The organism is Clostridium merdae (assembly GCF_900176635.1).
GTDB classification, from domain to species: Bacteria; Bacillota; Clostridia; order Oscillospirales; family Acutalibacteraceae; genus Faecalispora; species Faecalispora merdae.
The window spans coordinates 136,570-162,948 of the sequence record NZ_FXLN01000003.1 but is presented as its reverse complement, the minus strand read 5'-3'; the positions used below and the strand labels follow the sequence as shown (position 1 = coordinate 162,948).

Sequence of the window (26,379 nt, the reverse complement as noted above, 5' to 3'; positions counted from 1 at the left end):
GCTTTTGTATGCTACAATAAATGATAGTGAATTGATACGGTATTGTCGTAATATAATCTCTTTTAGTATATATGCCGAGTCAAATAAAAACAAGGGAGTCACTTTTGTAATACAAAAGCTCCCTCAATAGATGCTCTCATGTATCTTAATGTTAATGACCAAATAGAAAGTGAGTATAAAATGATACGAGATATTGTAAAAGACGAACTCTTTCTTCGCCTGCCGTCAGACCCAGCAACACTTGCCGATTTACACGTTGCAGAGGATTTACTTGATACGCTTGCCGCGAATGCAGAACATTGTGTTGGGTTAGCCGCTAATATGATTGGAGTGCAAAAGCGCATTATTGTTGTGGATGATGAGGGAACAGCACTTGTTCTTTTTAACCCGGAGATAATAAAAGCGAGCGAACCTTTTCAAACCGAGGAGGGGTGCCTCTCATTGGTGGGTACCCGCCCCACAAAGCGCTATCAATCCATTAAGGTACGCTACCATAACCAAAGCTTTCAGGAGCGGTTAAAAACATTTAAGGGCTGGACGGCACAAATCATTCAGCATGAGATTGACCACTGCAATGGCATTATTATTTAAAATATTGCAAAGCAACGTGGCAGATGCAAAAGAGAAGGCCTTGGGTGTCAGTTACCCAAGGCCTTCTCTCCTTTAGCGGCTTATTCCTCGCCGGCTTTAAAGTTATAGACCGGGCGAATAATTTTCTCTATTTTTACGGTATCGCCAATGTTCGCAACGATGTCCTCCATGCTTTTGTAAGCCATGGGGCATTCATCCAGTGTGGATTTTCCCACGGAGGTTGTATAAATACCATCCATCTGCTTTTTGTATTCCGAAACGGTAAAGCTCTGCTTTGCCGCGCCCCGGCTCATAAGGCGGCCAGCGCCATGGGGTGCGGAACAGTTCCAGTCATCATTGCCAAGCCCTACACAAATAATGCTGCCGTCGCGCATGTTAATCGGTATAAGCAGGCGCTCACCTGCCTTGGCAGAAACAGCGCCCTTTCGCAGAATCATGGCCTCGGTATCAATATAATTGTGAATGGTGGTAAAGCTTTCGTCCACATGCAAACCCATTCCACGGAGGATTTCGTCTACCATTGCCTTGCGGTTCAATAGCGCAAATTGCTGAATGAGCTTCATGTCGTGAATATAGCGGTCAAACAGCTCGCCGGAGAGGTAGCAAAGTGCTTTGGGAATAGCGGTTCGCTTGGTGTTTTTTAAAGCCTTAATGGCTTTTTGAACTTCCTTTTCTCGTCCCTCTGCCTTTAACTGCTCAACAAGCGCCTGCGCATCTTCTTCGCCGCTGCCGTTGCACTGGTGGTAAGCTTCGTTCTGGTAGTAATTTGCGACCTCCAGCCCCAAGTGGCGGCTGCCGGAGTGTACCACCAGGTAATAACGCCCCTCGTCATCCATATCCATTTCAATAAAATGATTGCCTCCGCCAAGAGTGCCAAGGCTTTTTTCTGCACGCAGAGTATTGATCTCTTTGTAGCAATATAGCTTTGTCAGGTCTAGCTCCTGCATATAACGGTGCGGCCTTTTTCGAATCGCAAAGCCGGAGGGGATTTTTGCATAGATGAGCTTATCTAGCTTTTGCAGCTCAATATGGGTCTCCCGCAGCTTTACCGTTTCCATCCCGCAGCCAATGTCCACTCCCACTAAATTGGGAACAATTTTATCGTTGATGGTCATGGTTGTGCCTACGGTGCAGCCCGCTCCTGCGTGAACGTCCGGCATTAAGCGGATGCGGCTGCCTTGTGTGAACTCTTGATTACACAGCTCGATGATTTGGGTAATGGATGCTTGATCCACCACCTCCGTGAACACTTTTGCCGTGTTGTATTTTCCATTTAGTTCTAACATGTATTACTCCTTTTATAGTTCCGTCGCTGTCGGGCACAGCGGGGGCTTTTCATATGATTTGTTCGTTTTGCTCCTTGTAATATCCCCAGTTCAAACTTACTTTAGCCGGTACGGGTGTTGGAAAGAACAACGCGCAGTCAGTATAGAGGAGTGGCCAATATAGCTAAAATGTATTAACTGCAGCATTTCAATTGCAAAAAGGGCATACTGCCTGCTAATTGAACAGACAGTACGCCCACTTTTTTTGTAAACCATCGAAATTGAGTCTAAGCATGCTTTAGAATAATTTCGTAAGTGCTTCCTCGGTTGGGTTTGAAAACAGATTAGCAGAGGAATCTTGCGAAAGCATGGAGTCTGAAAATAAGCTAGCCATAGGGCTCTGCGATTGTTCTGTATCTGTAAATAAAGCCTGTAATGCCTGATGCTGGTACAGCTTCAACATCAGGTAGCTTTCCGCAGTGGTTGCACCCATGGTTGAGGGAGAAACCCCTTCGCTAATTGCCGTAAGGGGGTAACGCTCATCCGCTGTATTTACCTGTGCCGTAAGGGGAGCCGTACCGGCTGTTAACTCGGACCCGGACAGCTTCATCACCTTTTGCACATATTTCTGTGTCTCTTTAAATGGGGGGATACCGCCGTATTTTTTCACATTACCTGTACCTGCATTGTATGCGGCAACAGCAAGGGTTTCGTCACCCTCATATTTACGCAGAAGCTGACTTAAATATTTTGCACCGCCCATAATATTTTGTTCCGCATCGAACGGGTCGCTAACGCCAAGGCTTTTTGCGGTACCTGGCATAAGCTGCATAATACCTTGAGCTCCGGCAGTGGAGACCACCGTCGGGTCAAAATCGGATTCTGCTTTTGCAACCGCCTTAAGCAAATTCAAAGAAACGCCATAGGTTTGGGAAGCCCTTTGAAAGATTGCATCCAAATTGGTTCCTTGCTGAACAGAATTGAAAACGCTGGAAAAAGAGGTGCCGTTTTGCGGCGCAGATTTGCCTGCAAGCTGAGAGGGGCTGCCGCCAGAGATAGCAACTGCGCTTGGGAATTCTATTGTGTTCAAACCAGCACTTCCTTTTTCGACATATTACTTACTCTTAGGCTAATACAAGGCCATCCGTTTGTCAATCCTTTTTAGATAATAATTAGGTAAATTAAATACCAGATTTCTGGAACATCTTCTCAAAGAGTGTATTTGCTTTATGAAGGGGTTTCTTCAGCGCAGCCAAGGGAAGAAATACCAGAATGAAGCAAAGAAGCGACCGAATATTCTCATAAACGCTTTCCCAGGTTGGGCCGGCGATTGCCTCACGGAAGCCATTGATACCGTAGGTGAACGGCCAGAGTGGGTGCAATACACCAAATACATGTGGGTTGGTTTGAATGGGGTAAATACCACCGGCGCCCGCAATTTGGAACACCATCATAATTACGACGATTGCCTTGCCAACATTCCCGAACAAAGAAACCAAAGTGAAAATAATGACCACAAATGTGATAGAGCATAGTACGCTGAACAGCATCATCAATCCAAAGTTTTCTGGCCGTACCCCCAAAACAACAACGTCACCCACAGTAATGATGGTTGACTGAATCAGCGACAAGAATAAGAATAGGTTCATTTTGCCGAAATGCTTTTGCTTCAGGTTTAAATGGTAGCCCTCGGGGTCTTTGCAGTGTACCGTTAAGAATGCGCAAAGAAGCAACGCACCCACCCAAATAGCAAGAACAGAATAGAACGGGGTAAGGCCTTCCCCAAAGGTACCGCCCTTATAGATTTCTTCCTCCACTACATTCAGAGGGGAAGAGATAAAATCTGCAATGGAGTCCGGGTGGTTTTCTACTAAGTCCTGCAAGGTTTCAAGGTCTTCGGTTGAGATGTCATCTAGCTTCTCGAGTACGTGGTTTAAATCCTTTTGGAGGGTATTGAGCAAATCTGTCATTTGTATACCGCGCTGCAGTGATAATTCACTGGAAGCCTTTGAAAGTGCCGCAAGAGCATCCAGCTGGGGAACGATTGCCATTGTTGAGCCAATTAGGTCGCTGGTGTTGTAAAGAGACTGCACCATGCTGTTGCCTAGGCTGCTGAGGAGCGGTGCTCCCTGCGTGGAATAGGTTGTTGCAAGGTTACTGGTAAGCTGAGCATTTTCGTCACTTAGCTTCGCAAGAGTGGTAAGCATTTCATCTCTTGCTTCCTTTGAGGTGCTGTTTTTGGAATCCACTATTTTCTGGAGCAAATCATGCTGGGTATTTACAAGGCGGTCAGCGTACTTTAACGAGTTAATCAGCAGGGTAAGCGCGCTCATATCATACGCTTTGTTTAGCTCGGTAAGGTCCTTTATATCCGTTTTTAATAGAATATCCATCGATTTGCAAAGGGTAATGTTTTGCTGGGCAATGCGCTTGGTGTTTTCATCCAGCGTATTGTTATTGATGCCGCGAAGTGCGGCAATGAGCTGTTGGTTCTGTTGGTTAAGCTCCTGCATACGGTTCAAATCCGCACTAATATTAGCGGCAATTGACTGTACGGTGCTTTGTGTTTTTTGGGTAAGTGATGCCGCAGACGATGTGATTTGTTGCAAACCACTGATTTGGTCTGAAATGGTGGGGGAAAGCGCCGCTGCTTCATCAAGGTAGATCTGAAAGCTTTTGGTATTTTTGCTGGCTTCGTCGATAATGGATTTGGCGCTGGAAATATCTCCGTCTGCCTTTTTAAGAGTCGATTTTAAATCCTCTAGCCGGGAGGGGGATATATCAGTATCCTCTGTTTTCTCGTTGATAATATCCATCGATTTTTCGTTCACCGTCTTTACAAAGCTGCTTTCAATGCTTTCAATAAGACGGTCTTTTGCAACCGTTGTGATTTTAGAAGCAATGGCATTAAGCTTTTCATTTACACGGTACGTTAAAACTGGTTTTTGTGGAGTAGACGTGGTTAAGCTCGCCAGCCTCTGCGAAAAATTACGGGGAATTTCAATCATGGCGTAGTAATCCCCTTGGCTTAGGCCATAGTTGCCTTGCCAATCGCTTACAAATTGCCAGCCGATTGATTTGTTCTCTTTGAGTTCCTCTATAATTTTATCGCCCACATTGATAATCTCTCCATTTACCACAGCACCTTCGTCGTTGTTTACAATTGCCACCGGGAGATTGCCGGTGTTGGCGTAGGGGTCCCAGCAGGCGTAAATATTGACCCAAGCGTAAAGGGAGGGGAGGATACATAAACCAATGACTACGGCAAGTGTGGCTTTGTTATGGCGGATGGTGCGCATATCTTGAAAAAAGACCATAAAAACGGGACGAATGCGGTTTTGAACAATGTAGTGCAGTCCCGATTTTATTTTAGCGGGGATAGCCCCCAGTTTTTTGAGTCGTTTCATGTTACATTCCCTTTCATTCGCCTAGGCCGGAGCTTTCAAATGTTTCTTCAAAGCGATGCACCGGTTCCGCCATTCTCTGAACAACAAAATACCCAGAAATGAGGAACACAACGGCAAACAGCCCTAGTACAGAAAAATCCAAAAGAACCTGGCTGGTGAGGGGGCCGCCAATCGCCTCGCGCAAGCCACTCACGGTGTAAGAGAACGGGAACAGCGGCTGAAGAATTTTGAATATAGGGGGATCCACTTGGATGGGATAGGTTCCTCCACTGCCGGGAATTTGAAAAATCATGTAAACAATTGCCAGAGCTTTGCCGGCATTGCCCAGTGTGGAATACAGGGTATACGTGATAATGCAAAACACAAGCGAGGAGAACACGGCGACCATAACAAATAGTAAGGCGTTTACTACATAAATCTTTAATAAAAGAATATTGCCAAGTGAGATGACAAGCCCCTGTATAAGCGCCATAGAGCAGAAGGTCATCATTTTACCGTAATGCTTTTCGCGCAACGATAAGTGCTCGAGCCCCTCCATATCGCGCGGGCGGGACCTTAAGATGGAGTTTAAAATGAGACAGCCGACCCAAAGCGCCAGGGTAGTATAGATTGGTGCCATACCAGAACCATAATTAGGAATGGCGTTAATATACTCAACATTTTGCTCAAACGGCTTCGCTACAAAATCACCCATAAACTCGGGGTTGCTTTGCATAATGGAGATAATCTGTACAATGTCGTTATTGTCGATCAGCTCCAGCTTGCTGCCAAGAGATTCAATACTTCCCTTAAACTCCTTCAGCTTGCTTTTTAATGTACCGGTTACATCAGTAGAAAGCTCTGAGCCGGACTGCGCCGTCTTTAACATGGTGCCAATTTCAGTGCCCAGCTTTTGCGTAGTCTGCGAAATTTTGGCGGCATTGTCTGCGGAAGATACCAAACGCTGGCCGATTACATTTACGTCGCCGCGAATGCTATCATTATAGTCCTTTAAAAGGGTGGTAAATTGGCTTTCCATCAGATATAAATCGTCGTTTATGGTATTCGCCTTACCGGCAGTAATCTGAGCCACGGCATCTGCTTGTTTATGAATGGTATTAAGCTTGCCCCGCATACTGTCCACCTCGGCAGCAACGGAATCAAGCGAACGTATCATTTTTGTGAGCTGCTTTGTTTTATCCTCTTGATTGCCCTCCACTTTTTTCAAAAACTCATTTGCTTTATCTAATTTCGGGATGGCATCGTCAATCAGTCCAATAACGGTAGCTGCGGTTTGATTTGCGGAAGCAATTGCATCCGCAGTGGAATTGCGGGAGGCCTGAAGCTGTTTAAGAGTTAGAATCAAATTCTTTGCCATACCGGAATCTTGCAACGATTTAAGGGAGTTAATTAAGCCTTGCAGCTCGGGGGAATTTAACGAGCTGTTAAGTGCCTCAAGCGTCGCTATCATAGAGCTGAGGGACTGGTCAAGCGCTTGTGCTTGTTTTGCCAGTTCCGGAACCGTTTTGTCTAAATAATCGTAAAAGGCTTTTGAGCCTGCATCCAGGCTTTTCAGCCCCTTTTGCAGCTCCACCAATTGGGAGCGTGTTTTTACCAGAGCAGCACGTAATGTGGTTAAGTTTTTCTGTGCACTTTCCGCATCCTTGCCCCAGTCGATTTGGCGGTACTTTTTAAGGTAGGAAGAGGTTGCGTCAATCGAGGAAGTCATACCTTCAAAAGCCGCATCCAAATTCGAAAAGGCGGTATCCATTTTTGCGGTGCTGCCCTCTTTTGCGGCATCATTCAGTTCGGTAAGCAGCGCGTGAATACGCTCACTAGAGGTTTGCACATAGGTAAGGTTTGTATCCATATAAGTTAGAGAATTGTCGAGCCGCTTCTGCGCATCCCGCGAAAGCTCTTGCCGGCTGATTGCGTTCTTATTTGCTGTTTCTAGGCTGCTTTCTACCATTGGCCACGCAGCATTCATGCTGACTAAAAACTGATTTAGATTGATGGAATTCGTATTCAAATTATCAAGCGAATACGTAATAACATCCATATTTCGATTCAGGTTTACGATGGCATCCTTCATCTTAATAATGTTTTGCAGGTTTTTATCCGCATCTTCACCCACAGGGTTTAACGAAGAGAAAATTTCCTCATTCACCGTAGAAACAAAATTCGTTTTAATTTCTTGTACTAAGGTGTTTTTTGCGCCTTCTGTAATTTTTTCAGCAACAGGGTTTACTTTTGTATCTATTTTAAAAATAATCTTTGGTTTGACAGGGTTTTCTGAAAACATGGTGGTAAAGCTATCCGAAAAGTCTTCGGGTAGCTCAATGGAGGCAAAGTAGGTGCCGTCTGCAAGGCCAAGGTCTGCCTGGCGCTTGCTCACGAATTTCCAATCAATTTTATTGTTTTCTTTTAGCTTGTCAACGACGCCGCTGCCAATGTCTACTTCTTTATCGTGAAATTCAACGGGGCGGTCGTTATTGACGATGGCAACCGGTATATTGCCAGTGTTCTCATATATGTCCCAACACGCTTTTATATTTACCCAAGCATAGAGTGCCGGGAGAATACAAATACCAATGGTAATAATTAAAGCGACGGGATTTCGTAGTATTCTGCGCCAATCTTTTACAAAGACTTTACGCATGTTTTGAAATTTCATGTGTGCTCCTCTCTGGGGTGGGCCAATTGCCCACAAACGGGTTTTCCGGTTTGTGCATGGTTAATAATAGTACACGATTCCTCTATTTTGTCAATGGACAGAAATTTTTTGGAAAGTGAGAACAAAAGAATAATAGTATCAATTCTATTGATATAGAAAAAGAAGGGAGACAAAAACTGTAAATAAGGGTATACTGAAATCTATAAATGAAGAATGACTTTTAATTTATCGATTCGTTTACAAATGAAAAATGAAATATATAGAAAAGAGGGAAGTACCGTGCTAAAAATTGGGTGCCATTTATCGTCTGCAAAAGGGTTTTACGCAATGGGGAAGGATGCACTCTCCATTGGTGCTAATACATTTCAATTTTTCACGCGCAATCCACGTGGCAGCAAGGCAAAAGAGATTGACCCAAACGACGCAGCCGCGCTTCGCGATTTAGCAAAGCAGGAGGGAATCAGCCACATATTGGCTCACGCTCCCTACACTTTGAATGCCTGCTCTGCCGACCCTAAGGTAAGAGAGTTTGCACACATGGTAATGCAGGATGATATGCAGAGGATGGAATACCTTCCCGGCAGCTATTATAATTTTCACCCCGGCAGCCACACCGGCCAAGGGGAAGAGGTTGGTATTGCACTGATTGCGGAGGTGCTCAATGCCATATTAACTCCAGAGCAAACCACTACGGTGCTGCTTGAGACAATGGCTGGGAAAGGCACTGAGGTAGGCTGCACTTTTTCACAGCTACGCCAAATAATAGACCAAGTTTCTTTAGAGGATAAGATGGGCGTATGCTTAGACACTTGCCATGTGTATGATGCCGGCTACGATTTGGTAAATGACTTGGATGGTGTACTAACCCAGTTTGACAAAGAAATAGGCCTTAGCAGGTTAAAGGCCATTCACCTCAACGACAGCATGAATCCCTTTCGTAGCCATAAAGACCGCCACCAAAAAATTGGTGAGGGCAGTCTGGGCCTTTCTGCAATGGAACGTATCATCAATCATCCGGTTTTGCGAAATCTTCCTTTTTATTTGGAAACACCGAATGAGCTTCCTGGCTATGCAAAGGAAATCGCATTGCTAAGAAGCTTATACCACGAAAAGCAGGAATAAATTAGAAGCTTTATTAATAGAAATTATTTGCTCATATTGTGAAGAAAGGCTATGTCATTTAGCCTTTCTTTTTTTGTAGATTTAATAGCAAATTAGAAAGCAAACAGCTAAGAAGTCGCATTTCATTATGTAGAATAGTCAAAATTCCAAAAGAGAAATATTCATTTTATGTTATTTTATGTGAAGCAAAATTGATTAATATTCTTAACCATGTTATAATATAACAAATAAATAAGAATATTTTGTAAATAAAATATTGAAAATTCGTTTCTTTTCAATAATGCGGTGTAAAAAGGGAATTTAGTGAATAAAGGTTATTTAAAATAGGGGGTAATGTTGTGACGCAGGATGAAATTAAAAAAATGGACCGCAGAATTCAGCAGGTGAAAGACCCCTTTGGTACGGGTTTTCCTAGCTTTTACCGCCTTTTAGACGACATGGCGCTGAAAAAGGGAGAATCCCGTGATGAAATATTGCGGCAGCTTATCGACTGGAAGTCGAAGTACCGTATTTAATTTTAAGGGCATGGAAGTTTTTTCCTAAAATCATTCATTTTCAGACGAAACATCCGATAAAATAATTACAAATATTATTTTTCTGGAATTATACTTACATAGCTAAGCAATCGGATGCGAAATTAAGAGGCTGAATCATGAAACTAAATGTGAACCAAATGCTACTTTCCTTTTCCTTTACCTTGGATTTTGTGGAAAGAGATTTACTCAAAGACGTTTCCAATCATACCAGACATGTAGCGTATATTTGCGCTCGAATTGCAAGATTATTAAATCTTCCGCAGTCAGACTTTTTTGATTTAATTTCTTATGCACTTTTGCACGACAATGGAATTACGCGCTCTTTGTTAGACAGAGGGCCGGTCAATATGGCTGGGCTAGAAAATAATGTTCGGCATTGTGAAATAGGGGAAGAAAACGTGTCTTTCTTCCCCTTTAACAACCCCATTTCCGGTGTTATTTTGTATCACCATGAAAACTACGATGGAAGCGGTTTTTTTGGTAAGACAGGAGAAGATATTCCTTTTTACTCTCGTTTAATCTCTTTGGCAAACCGAATTGCAGTGGAGTATGCACAGGGGAACCCTACACGCGACATTATGGCGATGCTGCAAAAAGACTCGCACCTTTACGACCCCGAGCTATTGCAGCTCTTTTATCGCGTATCGCAGCATGGGGAATTCTGGCTCAATATGCAGCCCATGTTTATTGAGGCGGAGCTGGAGCGGCTGCTTCCCCAGCAAACCAAAGAAATTGGTTTTCGCAATATTCGCCGTATCTCACAGCTGTACAGTAATATTATTGATGCGAAGTCCCCCTTTACTGGCGGACACTCTCGCGGTATCAGTAAAAAAGTGGGCATCTTGTGCCGGTACTATGGTTATGGAGAAGATGAGTATTGGAAAATGCGCATTGCAGCAGATCTGCACGACCTAGGGAAGATTATGGTACCTAATGAAATATTAGATAAACCCGGAAGCCTTACTCGGGAAGAAATTGATGTGGTACAATCGCATACCTATTACACCCGCAAGGCGCTTGAAATGGTGCAAGGCTTTGAAGATATTACTGAATGGGCAGCGAACCACCACGAAAAACTCAATGGCAAGGGGTACCCCTACGGTTTAACTGCGGAGCAGCTTGATTTTAACTCTCGTATGCTTGCTTGTGTAGACATATACCAAGCATTAACGGAAGACAGACCCTACCGCCCCGCACTCTCTCATGAAGATGCCGTGAGCATTTTAGACACAATGGCAAAACAAGGCTTGATTGACGCTAAGATTGTAAAGGATATTGAAGCGGTTCTGGGCGTTGTGTTTTATGAGGAGGATTTAAAGCTTATAAAGAAAAAGCAATTTTTCTAAAAATAAGATTGATTATCAATTTTCACCAAGAAGATGAATGGGAATGCTGGCATTTTTTCTATTATGTAGTCTTGTTTTACAAAGGCAACATGGTATAATAAGAATATATAAATACAATCGTTTTTTCACTGCAAAGGAATGGTTTAGCTTCTCAATAATATGTTATATATTGCGGGTAAAGCCATACTGGCAGTTAAATGTTAAAAAACCAAAGGAGTGATATTTGTGTTAAATGAAAAAGTAGTAGAGCTGCTCAATACGCAAATTAATAAAGAGTTCTTCTCAGCTTATTTGTATTTGGATATTGCCAATTACTATAAGGACGAAGGGCTGGATGGTTTCTCCAATTGGTACCAGATTCAGGCGCAGGAGGAACGTGACCACGCAATGCTGTTCCTGCAATATTTGCAGAACAATAACGAGAAAATCGTTTTGGAGGCAATTGCAAAACCCGATACAAAATTTAGTGATTTAATTAGCCCAGCAAAGGCCTCGCTTGCACATGAGCAATATGTAACCAGCCTGATTCATAAAATTTATGAAGAGGCTTATACGGTAAAAGATTTTCGCACCATGCAGTTTCTTGACTGGTTCGTAAAAGAGCAGGGCGAAGAAGAGACCAATGCAGAAACGATTATTAAAAAAATAGAGCTGTTCGGTTCGGACTCCAAGGGCTTGTACCTGCTGGATCAAGAGTTGGCAGCCAGAGTGTATGCGGCACCCAGCTTAGTACTGTAAGAGTAACAGTCTGTGGGTAAACGGATAACGGCGTAACATTATGTGTAATTCACATGGTTGTTACCACCTTAGTCCATGAACCGCAAAAGGGTTTGCCCAACAGGACAAACCCTTTTTTGTTACACCGGTAAAAGTGGAAACTATAAATGACCATTGGTTTGCAGGTAATCGGCATAGCGGCGCAATTGGTCCGCTGTTTTAACATGCTCGTTGTACCGGTGCAGCTCCATTTGATCCGGAACGGGCAGAGACATAAAAAATTGCCTGCTACTGCTGCTTCTGCGAATCAAATCTTTTAAATTTTCTGCTTTCACAAAGTATCACCCTGTTTTACTATGTGTGGTTTGGCTCTGCTTTATGGCAGGGAAATTGCGCCATATGCAGTGCGCAATCTGTTTTTCTTTTAGAAATAGAATAGGAGATGTTATGAACTCAGTTTCTTGGCTAACGTTTGGCCTTGCGTTCCCGTTTTTTATGACTACGTTGGGTGCGGCGCTCGTGTTTTTCTTTCGTGGTACGATTAACGAAAATGTACAAAGGGTGTTGTTGGGCTTTGCCAGTGGTGTTATGATTGCTGCTTCGGTTTGGTCGCTGTTAATTCCAGCGATAGAACAAGCAGAACAACAAGGGCAGGTAGGGTGGATTCCCGCTGCGGGAGGCTTCATATTAGGTGGCCTCTTTCTTTTGGCATTGGATAATGTGCTCCCGCATTTGCATTTGGGAGAAAGCCAGCCGGAGGGTGTTTCTTCCTCATGGAAGAGAACTACGCTATTGTTTTTAGCCGTTACCCTACATAATATTCCAGAGGGCATGGCCGTGGGGCTATCTTTTGCACTCGCAATGCAAAGTGGAGAGCAGGGAGCACTTAGTGCGGCGGTTGTACTTGCCATCGGTATGGGAATTCAAAACTTCCCCGAGGGTGCCGCTATCTCTTTGCCTTTGCGAAAAGAAGGCCTTAGCGTATCCAAATCCTTTTTGGGCGGGATGCTCTCCGGTGCGGTAGAGCCGGTGTTTGCAATCGTCACCATTCTTCTGGCAAGCCATGTGCTCTCATTCATGCCTTGGCTGCTGGCATTTGCGGCAGGTGCAATGCTCTATGTTGTTGTAGAGGAGCTCATACCCGAAGCTAGCCGCGGGGAGCATTCCAATGTGGGAACACTAGGCGTAATGGGCGGTTTTGTTTTGATGATGATACTAGATGTGGCATTGGGCTAAATTCTATTTCGTACCAATACTGAGATACCGTGCATTCGCCTCCACTTTTAGTGAGGAAAAAATGGCTATTTTTCTAATGAATTCTTGTATGTCCGATTGCTTATAATTCGCTTGACAAAATAAAAACATATGATATATTTATGGGTGTGGAAGGCAATATCAGCTTGCTTTTCTATCACTAAGCTGCTATACCGGCGCATATTAAGATGCTGCCAATAAATATAAAGGAGCGGTTTTATGGCTTATCAAATCAAAGACGTAAAAGGCAGGGAGATTTTGGATTCCCGCGCAAACCCAACCGTTGAAGCGGAGATTTTACTGGAAAATGGCGTATCAGCTCGTGCGGCTGTTCCCAGCGGTGCTTCTACGGGTCAGTTTGAGGCGTTGGAGCTAAGAGATAAGGACGCAGCCCGCTTTGGCGGAAAAGGCGTTCAGAAGGCTGTTGCAAACATCAACACCATCATCCGTGACCGCCTGATTGGCATGGACGTTTCTGATGTTGCTGCCATTGATGCTGCGATGCTTGAGCTCGATGGAACCAAGGATAAATCGAACCTGGGTGCAAACGCGATTCTGGCAGTTTCTCTTGCTGCTGCACAGACCGCTGCAAAGGCACAGGGTGTTCCGCTGTACCGCTTCTTGGGCGGCGCTGCTGCTGACACTCTTCCGGTTCCTATGATGAACATTGTAAATGGCGGCGCTCATGCGGCAAACAATGTTGACATTCAGGAGTTTATGATTATGCCTGTTGGCGCTCCGAACTTCCGTGAAGGCCTGCGTATGTGCACAGAGGTATTCCATTCTCTGGCAGCAATTCTGAAAAAAGAAGGTCTCTCCACTGCGGTCGGCGACGAGGGCGGCTATGCGCCGAACCTGAAGAGCGACGAAGAGGCAGTTCAGTACCTGCTTCGTGCCATTGAGGCGGCTGGCTACAAGCCCTATGATGATTTCATGCTGGCAATTGACGCGGCTTCCAGCGAATGGAAGAGCGATAAAGGCACCTACCTGCTGCCGAAGAGCCAGAAGCACTATACCACCGATGAATTGATTGCATTCTGGGAGGATTTGGTTTCCAAATATCCCATTCGCTCCATTGAAGATGGCCTTGACGAAGAAGACTGGGATGGCTGGAAGAAGCTGACCGACCGTTTGGGTGACAAGGTTCAGCTTGTTGGCGACGATTTGTTTGTAACTAACACGGAGCGCCTGCAAAAGGGTATTGAGCTCGGCTGCGGTAACTCCATTCTGATTAAGCTCAACCAGATTGGTTCCTTGACTGAAACACTCAATGCTATTAAAATGGCTCATAGCGCAGGCTATACTGCCGTTGTGTCTCACCGTTCCGGTGAAACAGAGGACACCACCATTGCTGATTTGGCGGTTGCGATGAACGCAGGCCAGATTAAGACCGGTGCTCCCAGCCGCAGTGAGCGTGTTGCAAAGTACAACCAGCTTCTTCGCATAGAAGAGGGCTTGGATAAATCTTCCCGTTACCCGGGTAAGGCTTGCTACGACTGCAAATAATTGAATAGCTCTCTGCGATGAAGCGGAGCGAAAAGGCAATGAAGATTAATCTTCATTGCCTTTTCTAAAGTCTGTATTTATTTCTTTTTTGTTAAAACTACATTTGCAGAAACAAGAGCGCAAAATCAAGCAAAGCCCGCTTATTTTGAAGTAAAATGTGTCGTTTATAAAATTTTGACGGTAACGTAAGACCGCTTTAAGCCCACCCTAATAAATATATTTATTACAATTGAATTTTACTATTTTGCATGTTTTGAGAGAAAAATAACCTGATTTATTACGGCGTTAGTGAATAATTATTCAGTAACAATTGAGATGATTTCTTTCTTTTTTCAGGAATCTATAATGATTGGTATTTTGCATCAAATTAGATAGAAAATCCCAATACACCGCTGTTTGGGCGCGTTTTACGCTCGTTTCTACTGTTTTTTGTCAATTAAAGTTAGCAAAGTTAAATTTGTAAAGAGATAGCGTTCTTTTTTCGATCGCACACAAGATAGCCTTACATGGGCATCCTTGCATATCAAGCTTACTATGTATGCGAAACTAGGCATGAATCTGCATTTTTTCAATGAAATTCCTGCATAATAATCAAAAAAATCTTCTTGTATCTGGCAATTTGTGCAGAAAAATCGTTAGGGCTGTGCATTCTTGCAAAGCAGCAAGGTGGAAGAATTGAGGTGAAATATGGCCTGTAATCTGTGAGAAAGGCAGGAAATGAATCGGCGAAACGGGGAAATTTGTGCATTACCATAAAATAAGAGAAGTACTCGGAAAACGATTGACAAGTAACGTATAAATAGTTACAATATATACGATATTATTCATAAATTTTGAAACAGCGAGGAGGTTCTGACAAAGAGCGGCCTTGCTGTTTTTATTTTTAAGGAGGTAGAGGTGTTTGAGCAGGTATACAAAGGCGGATATTCTGGAGCAGATTCAGAAAAATAACGTCCGCTTTATCCGACTGCAGTTTACCGATATGTTCGGCGCGATTAAAAACGTGGTCATCACCAGCGGGAAAATCGAAAAGGCTCTGGACAATGAGTGCATGTTCGATGGTTCCTCTATCGAGGGCTTTGTTCGCATTGAGGAATCCGACATGTATTTGCACCCGGATTTAGACACGTTCCTGATTCTGCCGTGGAGCAGGCAGCTGGGCGGTAAAACTGCCCGTTTAATCTGCGATGTTTACAAGCCGGATGGAACTCCTTTTGAGGGTGACCCTCGTTTTATATTGAAAAAAGCTCTTAAAAATGCTGCCGATATGGGCTTTACCCTCAATGTGGGGCTTGAGTGCGAATTCTTCCTCTTTAATACGGATGAGTTTGGGCACCCCACTACCGTTACACACGACACTGCCGGGTATTTTGACCTTGGCCCTGCCGATTTGGGAGAGAGTGCCCGCCGCGATATTTGCCTTACCATGGAAGAAATGGGCTACGAGGTAGAGGCCTCTCACCATGAGCTTGCGATGGCACAGCATGAAATCGATTTTAAATACCAGGAGGCACTGTGTGCCGCCGACCAAATGATGACCTTTAAAATGGTGGTGAAAAACGTAGCGAATGCGCATGGTCTTTGCGCCTCGTTTATGCCAAAGCCGCTTTCTGGTCAGGCAGGTTCGGGTTTGCATACAAACATTTCTCTCTTTAAAAACGGGGAAAATGTGTTTTATGACCCCGAAAGTGAAAACGGGCTTAGCTCATTGGCGCACCACTTTATTGCGGGTGTAATTCGCCATATAAAAGCTATCTGCCCGTTTACAAACCCGATTGTAAACTCCTATAAACGCCTTGTAACAGGCTATGAAGCCCCCCGCTACATTGCATGGACGACCGGCAACCGCAGTGCTTTGGTACGCGTACCGAGTGCAAGGGGAATTGGCACACGCGTTGAGCTACGCAACCCAGACCTTGCGGCAAACCCGTATTTGCAGCTGGCGGTTTTGCTTGCCGCCGGGCTCGAGGGTATTCGTGAGGAGCTGCAACCGCCCGCTCCGGTTGGTTCCAATATATACGATATGACGCCCGACGAACGGCAAGAGAAAGAAATTGACTGCCTCCCCGCGAATCTGATTGAAGCGGTTCAGGAATTAAAGCAAGAGCCATTTCTTTGCGAGGTTTTGGGTGAGCATGTGTACCAAAAGTACATTGAAGCCAAAGAGCAGGAATGGAACCGTTTTAACAGCACGGTAACCCAATGGGAGCTAGAGGAATATCTCGAGAAATTCTGAGAGCAGCCGCTAAGGTACCAATTTTTCCAACGGGGGTGTGACCGTGAATGGGCAGTGTAATTGTTGCAAATCCAAATAAAGACTCTGCCCGACGGATTGGCGCAGTGTTAAAATCAGGAGGAGTGCTGGTGTACGGCACTTGCACCACGGGTGCTCAGCTTCTGGAAATGACCAGTTACCATTACCGTGGCGGAGTGGTTGTGAGTACGCTCGATTTGCAGGACGTTATGGCGGCGTGGGAGCTTCCGCAAATGGCCCCAAGCTACGATTTTCTCTTTGTGGTAAAACCGCATCAAGCTGAAATAGCCGCAGAGCTGGAATCGGCATGCCTAATGACACCGCTGAACAAACCAGATTTAACTGCTTCTGTTAATATGCTTCTAAATCTTCCAGAACCGGGGATACCGGTTCGCAGGAATTTTGAAGAAGATTCGAAAGAGCTTCTTCAGCGAGCAAAGCTGCTTTTAATGGAGCGCAATTATTTTACGGAAGCACAGGCACATCGATTCATCCAAAAAAAGAGTATGGATACGGGAAAACGGCTTATAGAAATTGCGGCTATTGTGCTGGAGTTGTTCTAAAGCAGACCCGTTATTAATTATTTCTGCTGGGATGGGCACAAAAGGCAAAGCCAGAGTTGTATCGCATAGAGGAGGAGTAAGGTTTGAAGTTTACAAAGATGCACGGCATCGGCAACGATTATTTATATTTTAATTGTTTTGATGAGCCCATAGCAGACCCTGCCGCACTTTCCATTCGCCTGAGTGACAGGCATTTTGGAGTTGGCTCCGATGGAATCATTCTTATCGGCCCCAGTGATAAGGCAGACTGCTCAATGGATATTTACAACGCGGATGGCTCCCGCGCCATGATGTGCGGCAACGGGATTCGCTGCGTGGGCAAATATGCGTACGAGCGTGGCATTGCCAAAAAGACAACCCTAACAGTAGACACCCAAAGCGGTGTGAAAACACTGTTTTTAACCGTGGATGAAAACGACCACGTTACCAGCGTAACGGTTAACATGGGCAAGCCTGAGCTGATTGCCGCAAAAATACCGACCTTGTTTGAGCCGGAGCAGGTGATTGACCATCCGCTGGAGGTCGCAGGCAAAGAATACCGTGTTACCTGCGTTTCAATGGGTAACCCGCATTGCGTAACCTTTGTAAATGATGTGGACGCCATTGCGCTTGAGGCAATTGGCCCCTCGTTTGAATTTCACCATATGTTCCCCCAGCGTGTAAATACCGAGTTCGTGCAGATGATTGCGGAGAACGAAGTGAAAATGCGTGTTTGGGAACGCGGCTCCGGCGAAACATGGGCTTGTGGCACCGGCGCATGTGCGGTTGCAGTTGCTTGTGCGCTGGGCGGAAAAACCGGGCGGCAGGTACTCGTTCACCTAAAGGGCGGCGACCTGAACATCCGTTGGGATGAGGAAACGGACGAGGTCTTTATGCAGGGCCCCGCAGAATTTGTGTTTGACGGGCAAATCGATTAAGAACTGCCCGAATGGATATAGGAAACGATATTAAAGGAGATTGTAGTATGCTAAAGGTCAATTCAAACTTCGTGAAGCTTCCGCCAAGTTACCTCTTTGTTGATATCGCGAAGAGAGTCAATGAATTTGTGAAAAATAATCCCGATCGCCCCATCATTCGTTTGGGCATTGGCGACGTTACACTTCCTCTGCCGCAGGCAGTAGTCGACGCAATGAAGAATGCCGCCGACGAAATGGGAAAAATGGAAAGCTTCCGTGGCTACGGCCCGGAGTGTGGCTACGAATTCCTCCGCAAGGCCATTGCAGAGAATGATTTTATCAAGCGCGGTGTTAACATTGATATCGACGAAATTTTTGTCAGTGATGGTGCCAAGTGCGATACTGGCAATATTGGCGATATTTTCGGGCAGGACAACGTAGTTGCTGTTTGCGACCCCGTTTACCCCGTATATGTTGATACAAACGTAATGGCTGGCCGTGCCGGTGAATATGTGGAGGGCAAGGGCTGGAGCCGCATAGTGTACATGCCCTGCGTAAAAGAAAAGAACTTTCTGCCGGAGCTTCCCAAAGAGCCGGTCGATTTAATTTACCTTTGCTTCCCCAATAACCCCTCTGGTGTGGGCATTAGCAAAGAAGAGCTGAAAAAATGGGTGGATTACGCGAATGAGAACAAGTCTCTTATCCTCTTTGATGCTGCCTATGAAGCATTTATTACAACTCCAAATGTACCACACAGCATCTATGAGATTGAAGGCGCAAGAACCTGTGCCATCGAGTTTCGTAGCTTCTCGAAAACCGCGGGCTTTACCGGTACCCGTTGTGCATTCACCGTAGTACCTAAGGAGCTGGAGTTCGACGGAGCATCTCTCAATCGCCTTTGGAGCCGCCGTCAATCCACCAAAATGAATGGTGTGCCTTACGTAATTCAGCGTGCGGCAGAGGCGGTGTATTCCGAAGAGGGTGCAAAGCAGATTCGTGAAAATATTGCCTATTACCAAAACAATGCGAAAATCATTCGCGAGGGTCTGGCTTCCGCAGGTTTTGAAGTGTACGGCGGTATCGATTCCCCCTATATTTGGCTTAAGACTCCCGGCGGTCTTACCTCTTGGGAATTCTTTGATTTATTGCTGGAGAAAACGGGCGTTGTTGGTACTCCGGGTTCCGGCTTTGGCCTAAATGGCGAGGGATACTTCCGCCTTACCTCCTTTAATACCAAAGAAAACACGGAAAAGGCTGTGGCAAGAATCATCGAGTCCTTTCAAGCCTAACCGTCACAATTCAGGTTACAGCGGCCCTGCCGCCGGGAATGCTCCAGCTCTGGCTGTTTGGCGGCCGAGAGGAGAACTCGGCAGCAGGGCCTACCGGCGGGGGGATACCGCCAATGAAACTTAACTTACTCCGTGCTGTGGCAAGTCGCGCGCTGCCACAGTAACTGTAAAATAGCGGCGCGAAGAAATGGTGGTTTTAGCGTGAAAGCAATTTTGATGTTGGAAAACGGAATGACCTGTGAGGGTCAGGGCTTTGGGGAACCGCGCGATGTCTTGTGCGAGGTTGTATTCAACAGCGCTATGTGCGGATATACCGAGCTTCTCACAGACCCTAGCTATGCTGGCCAGGGCGTGGTAATGACCTACCCTATGATTGGCAACTACGGAATTTGTTATGAAGATGCCGAAGCAGAGCGCCCTTGGGTGGAGGCGTTTATCGTTCACTCTGTTTCGGGAATCGCTAGCAATTTTCGCTGCGATATTGATTTAGATGGATACCTAAAGAACAACCACATTCCCGGAATCAGCGGAATAGACACCCGCGCGCTTACCCGCTGCCTGCGGGAGAGCGGTACCATGCGAGGCATGATTTGCTTTGGCGATTCCATTGATAAGGAAGAAATGAAGCGCAGTATCGAAGCTCATTGTGTGCCGAACGGCGTTTCACTGGTAAGCACCAAAGATACACGCGATTATGGCAATGGCTCTGTGAAAGTGGCACTGCTCGATTACGGTACCAAGCAGAACATCATTCGTTCCCTAACCCGCCGGGGCTGCACAGTTCGCCGTTTCCCAAACACGGCTTCGTTTGAGGAAATTAAGGCGTGGAACCCAGACGGCATCATGCTTTCAAACGGCCCGGGTGACCCGCAGGCTTGCGTAAAAGAGGTAGCAGAATTAAAGCGTGTGTATGACAGCGGTATTCCCACCTTTGCAATTTGCATGGGGCACCAGCTCATGGCGCTTGCGCAGGGAGCGAATACGTACAAGCTCAAGTATGGCCACCGTGGCATTAACCACCCGGTAAAAGAACTGAAAACCAACCGCGTGTATATTACTTCGCAGAACCACGGCTATGTGGTGGATGCAGGCACTATTAACCCTGCTATTGCAGAGGTAAGCTATGTGAGCATGAACGACCAGAGCGTGGAAGGCCTTGATTATAAGAATGGCCGTGTGTTCTCGGTGCAGTTCCACCCGGAGGCTTGCTCCGGTCCGCTCGACACAGGATTTTTGTTTGACCGCTTTATGGATTTGATGGGAGGGGGCCGCATATGAGTAAAATTGATAGCATCCGGAAAGTTTTAATTATTGGCTCTGGCCCTATTGTCATAGGTCAGGCCGCAGAGTTTGACTATGCAGGCACACAGGCATGCCGTGCGTTGCGTGAAGAAGGGGTAGAGGTCATCCTCGTTAACTCCAATCCGGCAACAATTATGACTGATGGCGAGATTGCCGATAAGGTATACATTGAACCGCTTACGATTGACACCCTGAAAAAGGTTATCTTAAAAGAACAGCCCGACAGTGTTCTGCCGACCCTTGGCGGTCAGAATGCATTGAATCTGGCAGTTGAGCTGGAAGAAACCGGCTTCTTAACCGAACATAATGTTCGCATGATTGGCACCAATGCCGATACTATCCGTATGGCAGAAGACCGTGAGCTGTTTAAAGAAGCAATGGCGCGCATTCAGCAGCCCTGTGCCGAAAGCGAAATTGCAGAAACCGTAGAAGACAGTATCCTCATTGCAAAACGCATTGGCTACCCGGTAGTTGTGCGCCCGGCTTACACGCTAGGTGGCAGCGGCGGCGGTATTGCCTACACAGAAGAGCAGCTTCACGCTATTGCCTCTCTGGGCCTGCACCGCAGCCGTGTAACGCAGGTTCTCATTGAGCGCTGTATCTCCGGTTGGAAAGAGATTGAGTATGAGGTAATTCGTGACGGCAACGGCAACTGCATCACCGTTTGCAACATGGAAAACTTCGACCCCGTTGGTGTTCACACCGGCGACTCTATTGTGGTTGCGCCCTGCCAGACTCTGGCAGATAAAGAGATTCAGATGCTGCGCAGCGCCTCTATTGCAATTATCAACGAGCTGAAGGTAGAGGGCGGCTGCAATGTTCAGTTTGCTCTGAATCCGGAAAGCTTTGAATACTGCGTTATTGAAGTGAATCCCCGCGTGAGCCGTTCCTCTGCGCTGGCTTCCAAAGCAACGGGTTACCCGATTGCAAAGGTGGCTTCCAAGATTGCGCTGGGCTATACGCTCGATGAGATTCAGAACGCCATTACAAAGAAAACCTATGCCTGCTTTGAGCCGACGCTCGATTACTGCGTTGTAAAAATCCCCAAGTGGCCGTTTGATAAATTTGTTCATGCCCGTCGCAGCCTAGGCACCCAGATGAAGGCGACCGGTGAGGTAATGGGAATTGCACCCACCTTTGAAGCGGCCCTCATGAAAGCGATTCGCTGCTTAGAACAGAACATGTACGATTTAACCGATGCCGAGCTCGACGGTCTTTCAGACCTAGACGTTTCGGAACGCATTCACGCAGTGGATGACCGCCGCCTGTTTGCGGTAGCAGAAGCCCTGCGCCGTGGCTTTGCGGTGGAGAAAATTCACAGCGTGACCAAAATCGACCGTTGGTTCCTGCAAAAGCTTCAGTCCATTATTGCGGTGGAGAAGCGTCTGGTCAATGAACCCATGAGTAAGGAACTGCTCCTGAAAGCCAAGTCATTCGGCTTTTTGGATGAAACGGTTGGGAAATTCTCCGGTATCAGCGTTGAAGAAATTCGTGAGCTGAAAACCAAGTGGAGCATTCAGCCTGTTTATAAAATGGTTGATACCTGCGCCGCAGAGTTTGAGGCAGAAACACCCTACTATTACTCAAGCTATGGCGATGAAAATGAAGCACGCCCTCAAAATAGCCGTAAGAAAATTATGGTTATCGGTTCCGGACCCATTCGAATTGGTCAGGGTATTGAATTTGACTTCTGCTCGGTGCATAGTGTGTGGGCACTCAAAAAGCTTGGCTTTGAAACCATTATTGTGAACAATAATCCGGAGACAGTCAGCACAGATTTCGATATAGCAGATAAACTATACTTTGAACCCTTGACTCCAGAGGACGTTTGGCATATTGTAGAACTGGAAAAGCCCGATGGAGCCGTCGTTCAGTTCGGCGGTCAAACTGCCATTAAGCTGGCAGGAGCCATTGAAAAAATGGGCGTTCCGCTGCTTGGTACCAGTTTTGACAGCATTGATGAAGCAGAAGACCGTGAACGTTTTGATGCCATTCTTGCAAAATGTGGGATTCCGCACGCCGCAGGACGTATGGTATTTACCTGCGACGAAGCCCTCAAAGCTGCAAATGAACTTGGCTACCCCGTATTGGTTCGCCCCTCTTATGTGCTGGGCGGGCAGGGAATGGATATTGCCTATAACGACAACGACATTCGCGAGCAGATTGCAATTATTAACACCATCACGCAGGAACACCCCATTTTGGTGGACAAGTACCTCATGGGTATTGAAGTAGAGGTGGATGCCGTCTGCGACGGCGTAGATTCTCTCATCCCCGGCATTATGCAGCATGTAGAGCGCGCGGGCGTTCACTCGGGAGATAGTATCTCCGTTTACCCGGCACAGAGCCTCTCAAAGAAGGTGGAAGACACCATTGTGGATTACACCAGAAAGCTGGCACTTGCACTGCGGGTAAAGGGTCTTCTAAATATCCAGTTCATTGTAAAGGATGAGCAGGTCTATATCATTGAGGCCAACCCTCGTTCTTCCAGAACCGTGCCGTATATTAGCAAAATTACCGATATTCCGATTGTTCACCTTGCGGTTCGCTCATTCTTTGGTGAAACCTTGCCGGAGATGGGCTACCAGTATGGCTTACAGCCAAACAAAGCACTCATTGCCATTAAAATGCCGGTGTTCTCTTTTGAAAAGCTCTACGGGGCAGACGTAAACCTTGGGCCGGAGATGAAATCGACCGGTGAGGTGCTCGGTATTGCAAAAAGCTTTGAAGAGGCCATGATTAAGGCATTCCAGGGAGCGGGTATGCACCTGCTTACCAATGGCAATGTGATTATCACCGTAAAGGATCAGGATAAAGAAGAGGTTCTTCCTCTTGCAAAGGGACTGCGTGACCTTGGCTGGAGCATTTATTCCACTGAGGGAACCTCTAAGTATTTGGAAGAGAACGGCGTTCCAAATACCCGCCTAAATAAAGTAGGCGGTGAATCTCCCGATATTCTCGATGTCATCCTTTCCGGCACCATCGATTTGGTTATCAATACGCCCTCCAAGGGCGCCGAGCACCGCCGCGACGGCTTCTTCATTCGCCGCAATACGGTGGAGGCCGGTATTCCGTGCCTTACCTCGCTCGATACAGCCAATGCCTTCCTGCGCTGCGTGCAGCATGTGGAGAGCACCAATCTTTCTGTGGTTGATATTACCAAAGTATCCTCTTTCCTGGTTTTCTTATAAGAGAAAGCCCTAGTCGTTTTAAGTCTCTCTCAGCCGTCGGCAGTAAATACTGCCGAATCGGCGTGAGATTCTAATAAATTCCCGCGGCGCCTGCCAGCGGATCTGTCTTAAACGAATGTGTGCGAGTTTTAGAAAAGCCTGCATACGGAAACAAGAACAGGGGGAAAAGAATCATGCAAAAAGGAAAATTACTCTACGAGGGAAAAGCGAAAAAGGTGTACACCACGGAGGATCCCAATTTATACATTGTGGATTATAAAGATGATGCTACCGCATTCAACGGCCTGAAAAAGGGAACCATAGTGGGCAAGGGTGTTGTAAACAACCGTATGTCCAACTTTATGTTCCAAATGCTGGAGAAGAACGGTATTCCCACTCATTTTGTAGAAGAGCTAAGCGACCGTGAAACGGTTGTGAAAAAAGTAGAGATTGTTCCGCTTGAGGTGATTGCCCGCAATAAAGCTGCCGGCAGCCTTGCCAAGCGCCTTGGTTTGGAGGAGGGAACTCCCATGCGCACCCCAGTGCTGGAGTTCTGCTATAAAAATGATGACCTAGGCGACCCCATGGTGAACGAATACCATATTCTTGCCGCAGACTTTGCAACAAAGGAAGAAGTAGACACCATTAGTGAAATGGCTCTGCGCATCAATGAGCTGATGTGCGAATTTTTCCGCTCTGTCAATATTGAGCTCATCGATTTTAAGCTTGAGTTCGGCCGCTGCGACGGCAAAATTATTCTTGCGGATGAAATTTCCCCCGATACGTGCCGCTTCTGGGATATCAACACTCACGAGAAGCTCGACAAAGACCGCTTCCGCCGCGATTTAGGCGGCGTGGAAGAGGCTTATGCCGAAGTGATGAAGCGCATTGGCCTGTAATGCAAATACAGCCGCTTTTGAAAGCGACTTACAGTAAAAGGGACGGTTTCTCTTTCTGCCTAAGGCAGAGAGAGAAACCCACCGTCTTTTTTAGGTGGTAGTTCTAAAAATACCTTTGCAAAGACTAATGAGGAGTGAATTCGTTGACGAATTTTGAAGATACCTCCTGGAAGCCGCACGAGGAATGCGGTGTATTCGGGATTTACAGTAAGGACGGAAAAGAGATTCCGCCTGCTTATGCCTGTTATAATGGCCTTTTGGCTTTACAGCACCGTGGGCAAGAGAGCTGCGGCATTGCCGTGAACGACAGCGGCGTGATTTCTTACTCCAAAGACATGGGGCTGGTGTCCGAAGTGTTCAGCGATTCGGTTCTGAATCGTCTGGGCGGGCAAATCGCGCTTTCTCATGTTCGTTACTCCACTTCGGGAGACAGTGTTCGTGAAAATGCCCAGCCACTTGTTATGCGCTATATTAAGGGTACGCTGGCAATTGCCCACAATGGCAATTTAACCAACGCCCATGAGTTACGCCGTGAGCTAGAGAAAAACGGCTGCATTTTTCAAACCACCATTGATTCTGAGGTTATCGCTTACATGATTGCCCGAGAGCGAGTGGGCGCGGTTTCCATTGAAGAAGCGGTATTCCGTGCCATGCAGAAGGTGGAGGGCTCGTTTTCTCTGCTTGTTATGAGCCCGCAGAAGCTGATTGCCGTACGTGACCCCAATGGTTTCCGCCCGCTTTGTATGGGTAAAATCGGCGACGATATTGTGTTTGCGTCCGAAAGCTGTGCACTTGATGCCGTGGGTGCGGAATTTGTGCGCGATGTTGAGCCCGGTGAGCTGATTGCCGCGGGCCCCAGTGGGCTAAAATACCACTACAATAAAAAACCGGCAAATCGCTCCTTGTGTGTGTTCGAGTATATTTATTTTGCCCGTACCGACAGCAAAATTGACGGCCTCGGTGTTTACGAATCCCGCAAAGAGGCTGGTCGTTTGCTCGCTCGCCAAAGTCCGGTGGAAGCCGATGTGGTAATTGGTGTGCCGGAATCTGGAATCGATGCCGCGATTGGGTACAGTGAGGAATCTGGCATCCCTTACCAAAAGGGAATTGTAAAGAACTCGTACATTGGCCGTACCTTTATTAAGCCCACACAATTGGAACGCGAGCGAAGTGTAAGAATTAAGCTCAACGCTCTCGAGAGCGAAGTGCGCGGCAAGCGAGTAGTTTTATTAGATGATTCCATTGTACGTGGCACCACCAGCGGACGCATTGTGTCTATGCTCAAGGATGCCGGAGCAAAAGAGGTTCACCTGCGCATTAGCTCGCCGCCCTTTTTGTGGCCTTGCTACTATGGGACCGATATTCCCACCAGAGAAGATTTAATTGCCGTTAAGCATACTGTTGAAGAAATCGCTCAGATGAATTATGCAGATTCCCTCGCATTTTTGTCGCTCGACAACCTGCCCGACATGCTGAAAGGCAAGTGTTCGGGTTATTGCGATGCCTGCTTCTCCGGGAAGTACCCCACTGAGATTCCGCAGGAGATGATTGACCACAGGCCGCAAAGCTACTGCACACCAATACAGCGCTTATAATAAGAGATTCCTTC

At 46.3% G+C, this 26,379-nt stretch carries 20 protein-coding genes; 15 read left to right on the top strand and 5 right to left on the bottom strand.

Features of this window, described 5'->3' with window-relative positions; all coding sequences use genetic code 11:
* The first annotated feature begins 180 nt into the window (after positions 1–180).
* Positions 181–591 (top strand): peptide deformylase, encoded by a 411-nt coding sequence (locus CAN90_RS02635; protein ID WP_085832280.1) that lies wholly within the window; start codon positions 181–183, stop codon positions 589–591.
* Between the two features lie 80 nt (positions 592–671).
* On the opposite strand, the gene CAN90_RS02630 is transcribed toward CAN90_RS02635, so the two are convergent.
* The 4 genes from CAN90_RS02630 to CAN90_RS02615 form a co-directional block, all read right to left on the bottom strand.
* Positions 672–1,877 carry an RtcB family protein gene (locus CAN90_RS02630; RefSeq protein WP_085832279.1) on the bottom strand — a complete coding sequence of 402 codons (1,206 nt, stop codon included), beginning with the start codon at positions 1,875–1,877 and terminating at the stop codon, positions 672–674.
* Positions 1,878–2,154: 277 nt separating this feature from the next.
* The gene (locus CAN90_RS02625) at positions 2,155–2,946 is read right to left on the bottom strand and encodes a lytic transglycosylase domain-containing protein (RefSeq protein ID WP_085832278.1); all 792 of its coding nucleotides are present in this window, start codon (positions 2,944–2,946) and stop codon (positions 2,155–2,157) included.
* Positions 2,947–3,037: 91 nt separating this feature from the next.
* Entirely contained in the window at positions 3,038–5,263 is a 2,226-nt protein-coding gene (locus tag CAN90_RS02620) for a YhgE/Pip domain-containing protein (protein WP_085832277.1), read from the bottom strand.
* A gap of 13 nt (positions 5,264–5,276) precedes the next feature.
* Complete coding sequence (locus tag CAN90_RS02615) at positions 5,277–7,916, bottom strand: YhgE/Pip domain-containing protein (protein WP_085832276.1); 2,640 nt, start codon at positions 7,914–7,916, stop codon at positions 5,277–5,279.
* A 279-nt stretch (positions 7,917–8,195) separates the two neighbouring features.
* On the opposite strand from CAN90_RS02615, the gene CAN90_RS02610 reads away from it, so the two are divergent.
* From CAN90_RS02610 to CAN90_RS02600, 4 genes are all read left to right on the top strand, one after another.
* Positions 8,196–9,038, top strand: coding sequence for a deoxyribonuclease IV (locus CAN90_RS02610; RefSeq protein WP_085832275.1), 843 nt, complete (start codon positions 8,196–8,198; stop codon positions 9,036–9,038).
* 338 nt (positions 9,039–9,376) lie between these two features.
* On the top strand, positions 9,377–9,553 hold the full coding sequence (locus CAN90_RS13670) for a hypothetical protein (RefSeq protein WP_187138286.1): 177 nt from the start codon (positions 9,377–9,379) through the stop codon (positions 9,551–9,553).
* A 137-nt stretch (positions 9,554–9,690) separates the two neighbouring features.
* The gene (locus CAN90_RS02605) at positions 9,691–10,920 is read left to right on the top strand and encodes an HD-GYP domain-containing protein (RefSeq protein ID WP_085832274.1); all 1,230 of its coding nucleotides are present in this window, start codon (positions 9,691–9,693) and stop codon (positions 10,918–10,920) included.
* Between the two features lie 225 nt (positions 10,921–11,145).
* A complete protein-coding gene (locus tag CAN90_RS02600; RefSeq protein ID WP_085832273.1) occupies positions 11,146–11,658 on the top strand; it encodes a ferritin in 513 nt (170 codons plus the stop codon).
* 140 nt (positions 11,659–11,798) lie between these two features.
* On the opposite strand, the gene CAN90_RS13665 is transcribed toward CAN90_RS02600, so the two are convergent.
* Positions 11,799–11,972 (bottom strand): hypothetical protein, encoded by a 174-nt coding sequence (locus tag CAN90_RS13665; RefSeq protein WP_187138285.1) that lies wholly within the window; start codon positions 11,970–11,972, stop codon positions 11,799–11,801.
* A 112-nt stretch (positions 11,973–12,084) separates the two neighbouring features.
* Between CAN90_RS13665 and CAN90_RS02595 the strand changes: the two genes are divergently transcribed.
* The 10 genes from CAN90_RS02595 (at position 12,085) to purF (ending at position 26,365) form a co-directional block, all read left to right on the top strand.
* Complete coding sequence (locus tag CAN90_RS02595; protein WP_085832272.1) at positions 12,085–12,873, top strand: ZIP family metal transporter; 789 nt, start codon at positions 12,085–12,087, stop codon at positions 12,871–12,873.
* Between the two features lie 237 nt (positions 12,874–13,110).
* Positions 13,111–14,397, top strand: a complete 1,287-nt coding sequence (gene eno, locus CAN90_RS02590; protein ID WP_085832271.1) for a phosphopyruvate hydratase — start codon at positions 13,111–13,113, stop codon at positions 14,395–14,397.
* A 901-nt stretch (positions 14,398–15,298) separates the two neighbouring features.
* Positions 15,299–16,633 carry a type I glutamate--ammonia ligase gene (gene glnA / locus CAN90_RS02585; protein ID WP_085832270.1) on the top strand — a complete coding sequence of 445 codons (1,335 nt, stop codon included), beginning with the start codon at positions 15,299–15,301 and terminating at the stop codon, positions 16,631–16,633.
* Positions 16,634–16,680: 47 nt separating this feature from the next.
* A complete protein-coding gene (locus tag CAN90_RS02580; protein WP_085832269.1) occupies positions 16,681–17,214 on the top strand; it encodes an ANTAR domain-containing response regulator in 534 nt (177 codons plus the stop codon).
* Positions 17,215–17,297: 83 nt separating this feature from the next.
* A complete protein-coding gene (gene dapF, locus CAN90_RS02575; protein WP_085832268.1) occupies positions 17,298–18,131 on the top strand; it encodes a diaminopimelate epimerase in 834 nt (277 codons plus the stop codon).
* 47 nt (positions 18,132–18,178) lie between these two features.
* A complete protein-coding gene (locus tag CAN90_RS02570) occupies positions 18,179–19,399 on the top strand; it encodes an LL-diaminopimelate aminotransferase (RefSeq protein ID WP_085832267.1) in 1,221 nt (406 codons plus the stop codon).
* A gap of 201 nt (positions 19,400–19,600) precedes the next feature.
* Complete coding sequence (locus tag CAN90_RS02565) at positions 19,601–20,677, top strand: carbamoyl phosphate synthase small subunit (protein ID WP_085832266.1); 1,077 nt, start codon at positions 19,601–19,603, stop codon at positions 20,675–20,677.
* On the top strand, positions 20,674–23,892 hold the full coding sequence (gene carB, locus CAN90_RS02560; RefSeq protein WP_085832265.1) for a carbamoyl-phosphate synthase large subunit: 3,219 nt from the start codon (positions 20,674–20,676) through the stop codon (positions 23,890–23,892). The genes CAN90_RS02565 and carB overlap by 4 nt, the downstream gene beginning before the upstream one ends.
* Positions 23,893–24,065: 173 nt before the next feature.
* Positions 24,066–24,770, top strand: a complete 705-nt coding sequence (gene purC, locus CAN90_RS02555; protein WP_085832264.1) for a phosphoribosylaminoimidazolesuccinocarboxamide synthase — start codon at positions 24,066–24,068, stop codon at positions 24,768–24,770.
* 143 nt (positions 24,771–24,913) lie between these two features.
* Entirely contained in the window at positions 24,914–26,365 is a 1,452-nt protein-coding gene (gene purF, locus CAN90_RS02550; protein ID WP_085832263.1) for an amidophosphoribosyltransferase, read from the top strand.
* Positions 26,366–26,379: the final 14 nt, after the last annotated feature.

What these genes read in the sequence shown, in the direction of transcription:
- CAN90_RS02570 (WP_085832267.1), top strand. Translation starts at nt 18,179, where the DNA reads ATGCTAAAGGTCAATTCAAACTTCGTGAAGCTTCCGCCAAGTTACCTC.
- CAN90_RS02630 (WP_085832279.1), bottom strand. Translation starts at nt 1,877, where the DNA reads ATGTTAGAACTAAATGGAAAATACAACACGGCAAAAGTGTTCACGGAG.
- purC (WP_085832264.1), top strand. Translation starts at nt 24,066, where the DNA reads ATGCAAAAAGGAAAATTACTCTACGAGGGAAAAGCGAAAAAGGTGTAC.
- eno (WP_085832271.1), top strand. Translation starts at nt 13,111, where the DNA reads ATGGCTTATCAAATCAAAGACGTAAAAGGCAGGGAGATTTTGGATTCC.
- carB (WP_085832265.1), top strand. Translation starts at nt 20,674, where the DNA reads ATGAGTAAAATTGATAGCATCCGGAAAGTTTTAATTATTGGCTCTGGC.
- CAN90_RS02620 (WP_085832277.1), bottom strand. Translation starts at nt 5,263, where the DNA reads ATGAAACGACTCAAAAAACTGGGGGCTATCCCCGCTAAAATAAAATCG.
- CAN90_RS02605 (WP_085832274.1), top strand. Translation starts at nt 9,691, where the DNA reads ATGAAACTAAATGTGAACCAAATGCTACTTTCCTTTTCCTTTACCTTG.
- CAN90_RS02635 (WP_085832280.1), top strand. Translation starts at nt 181, where the DNA reads ATGATACGAGATATTGTAAAAGACGAACTCTTTCTTCGCCTGCCGTCA.
- CAN90_RS02595 (WP_085832272.1), top strand. Translation starts at nt 12,085, where the DNA reads ATGAACTCAGTTTCTTGGCTAACGTTTGGCCTTGCGTTCCCGTTTTTT.
- CAN90_RS02580 (WP_085832269.1), top strand. Translation starts at nt 16,681, where the DNA reads ATGGGCAGTGTAATTGTTGCAAATCCAAATAAAGACTCTGCCCGACGG.
- CAN90_RS02615 (WP_085832276.1), bottom strand. Translation starts at nt 7,916, where the DNA reads ATGAAATTTCAAAACATGCGTAAAGTCTTTGTAAAAGATTGGCGCAGA.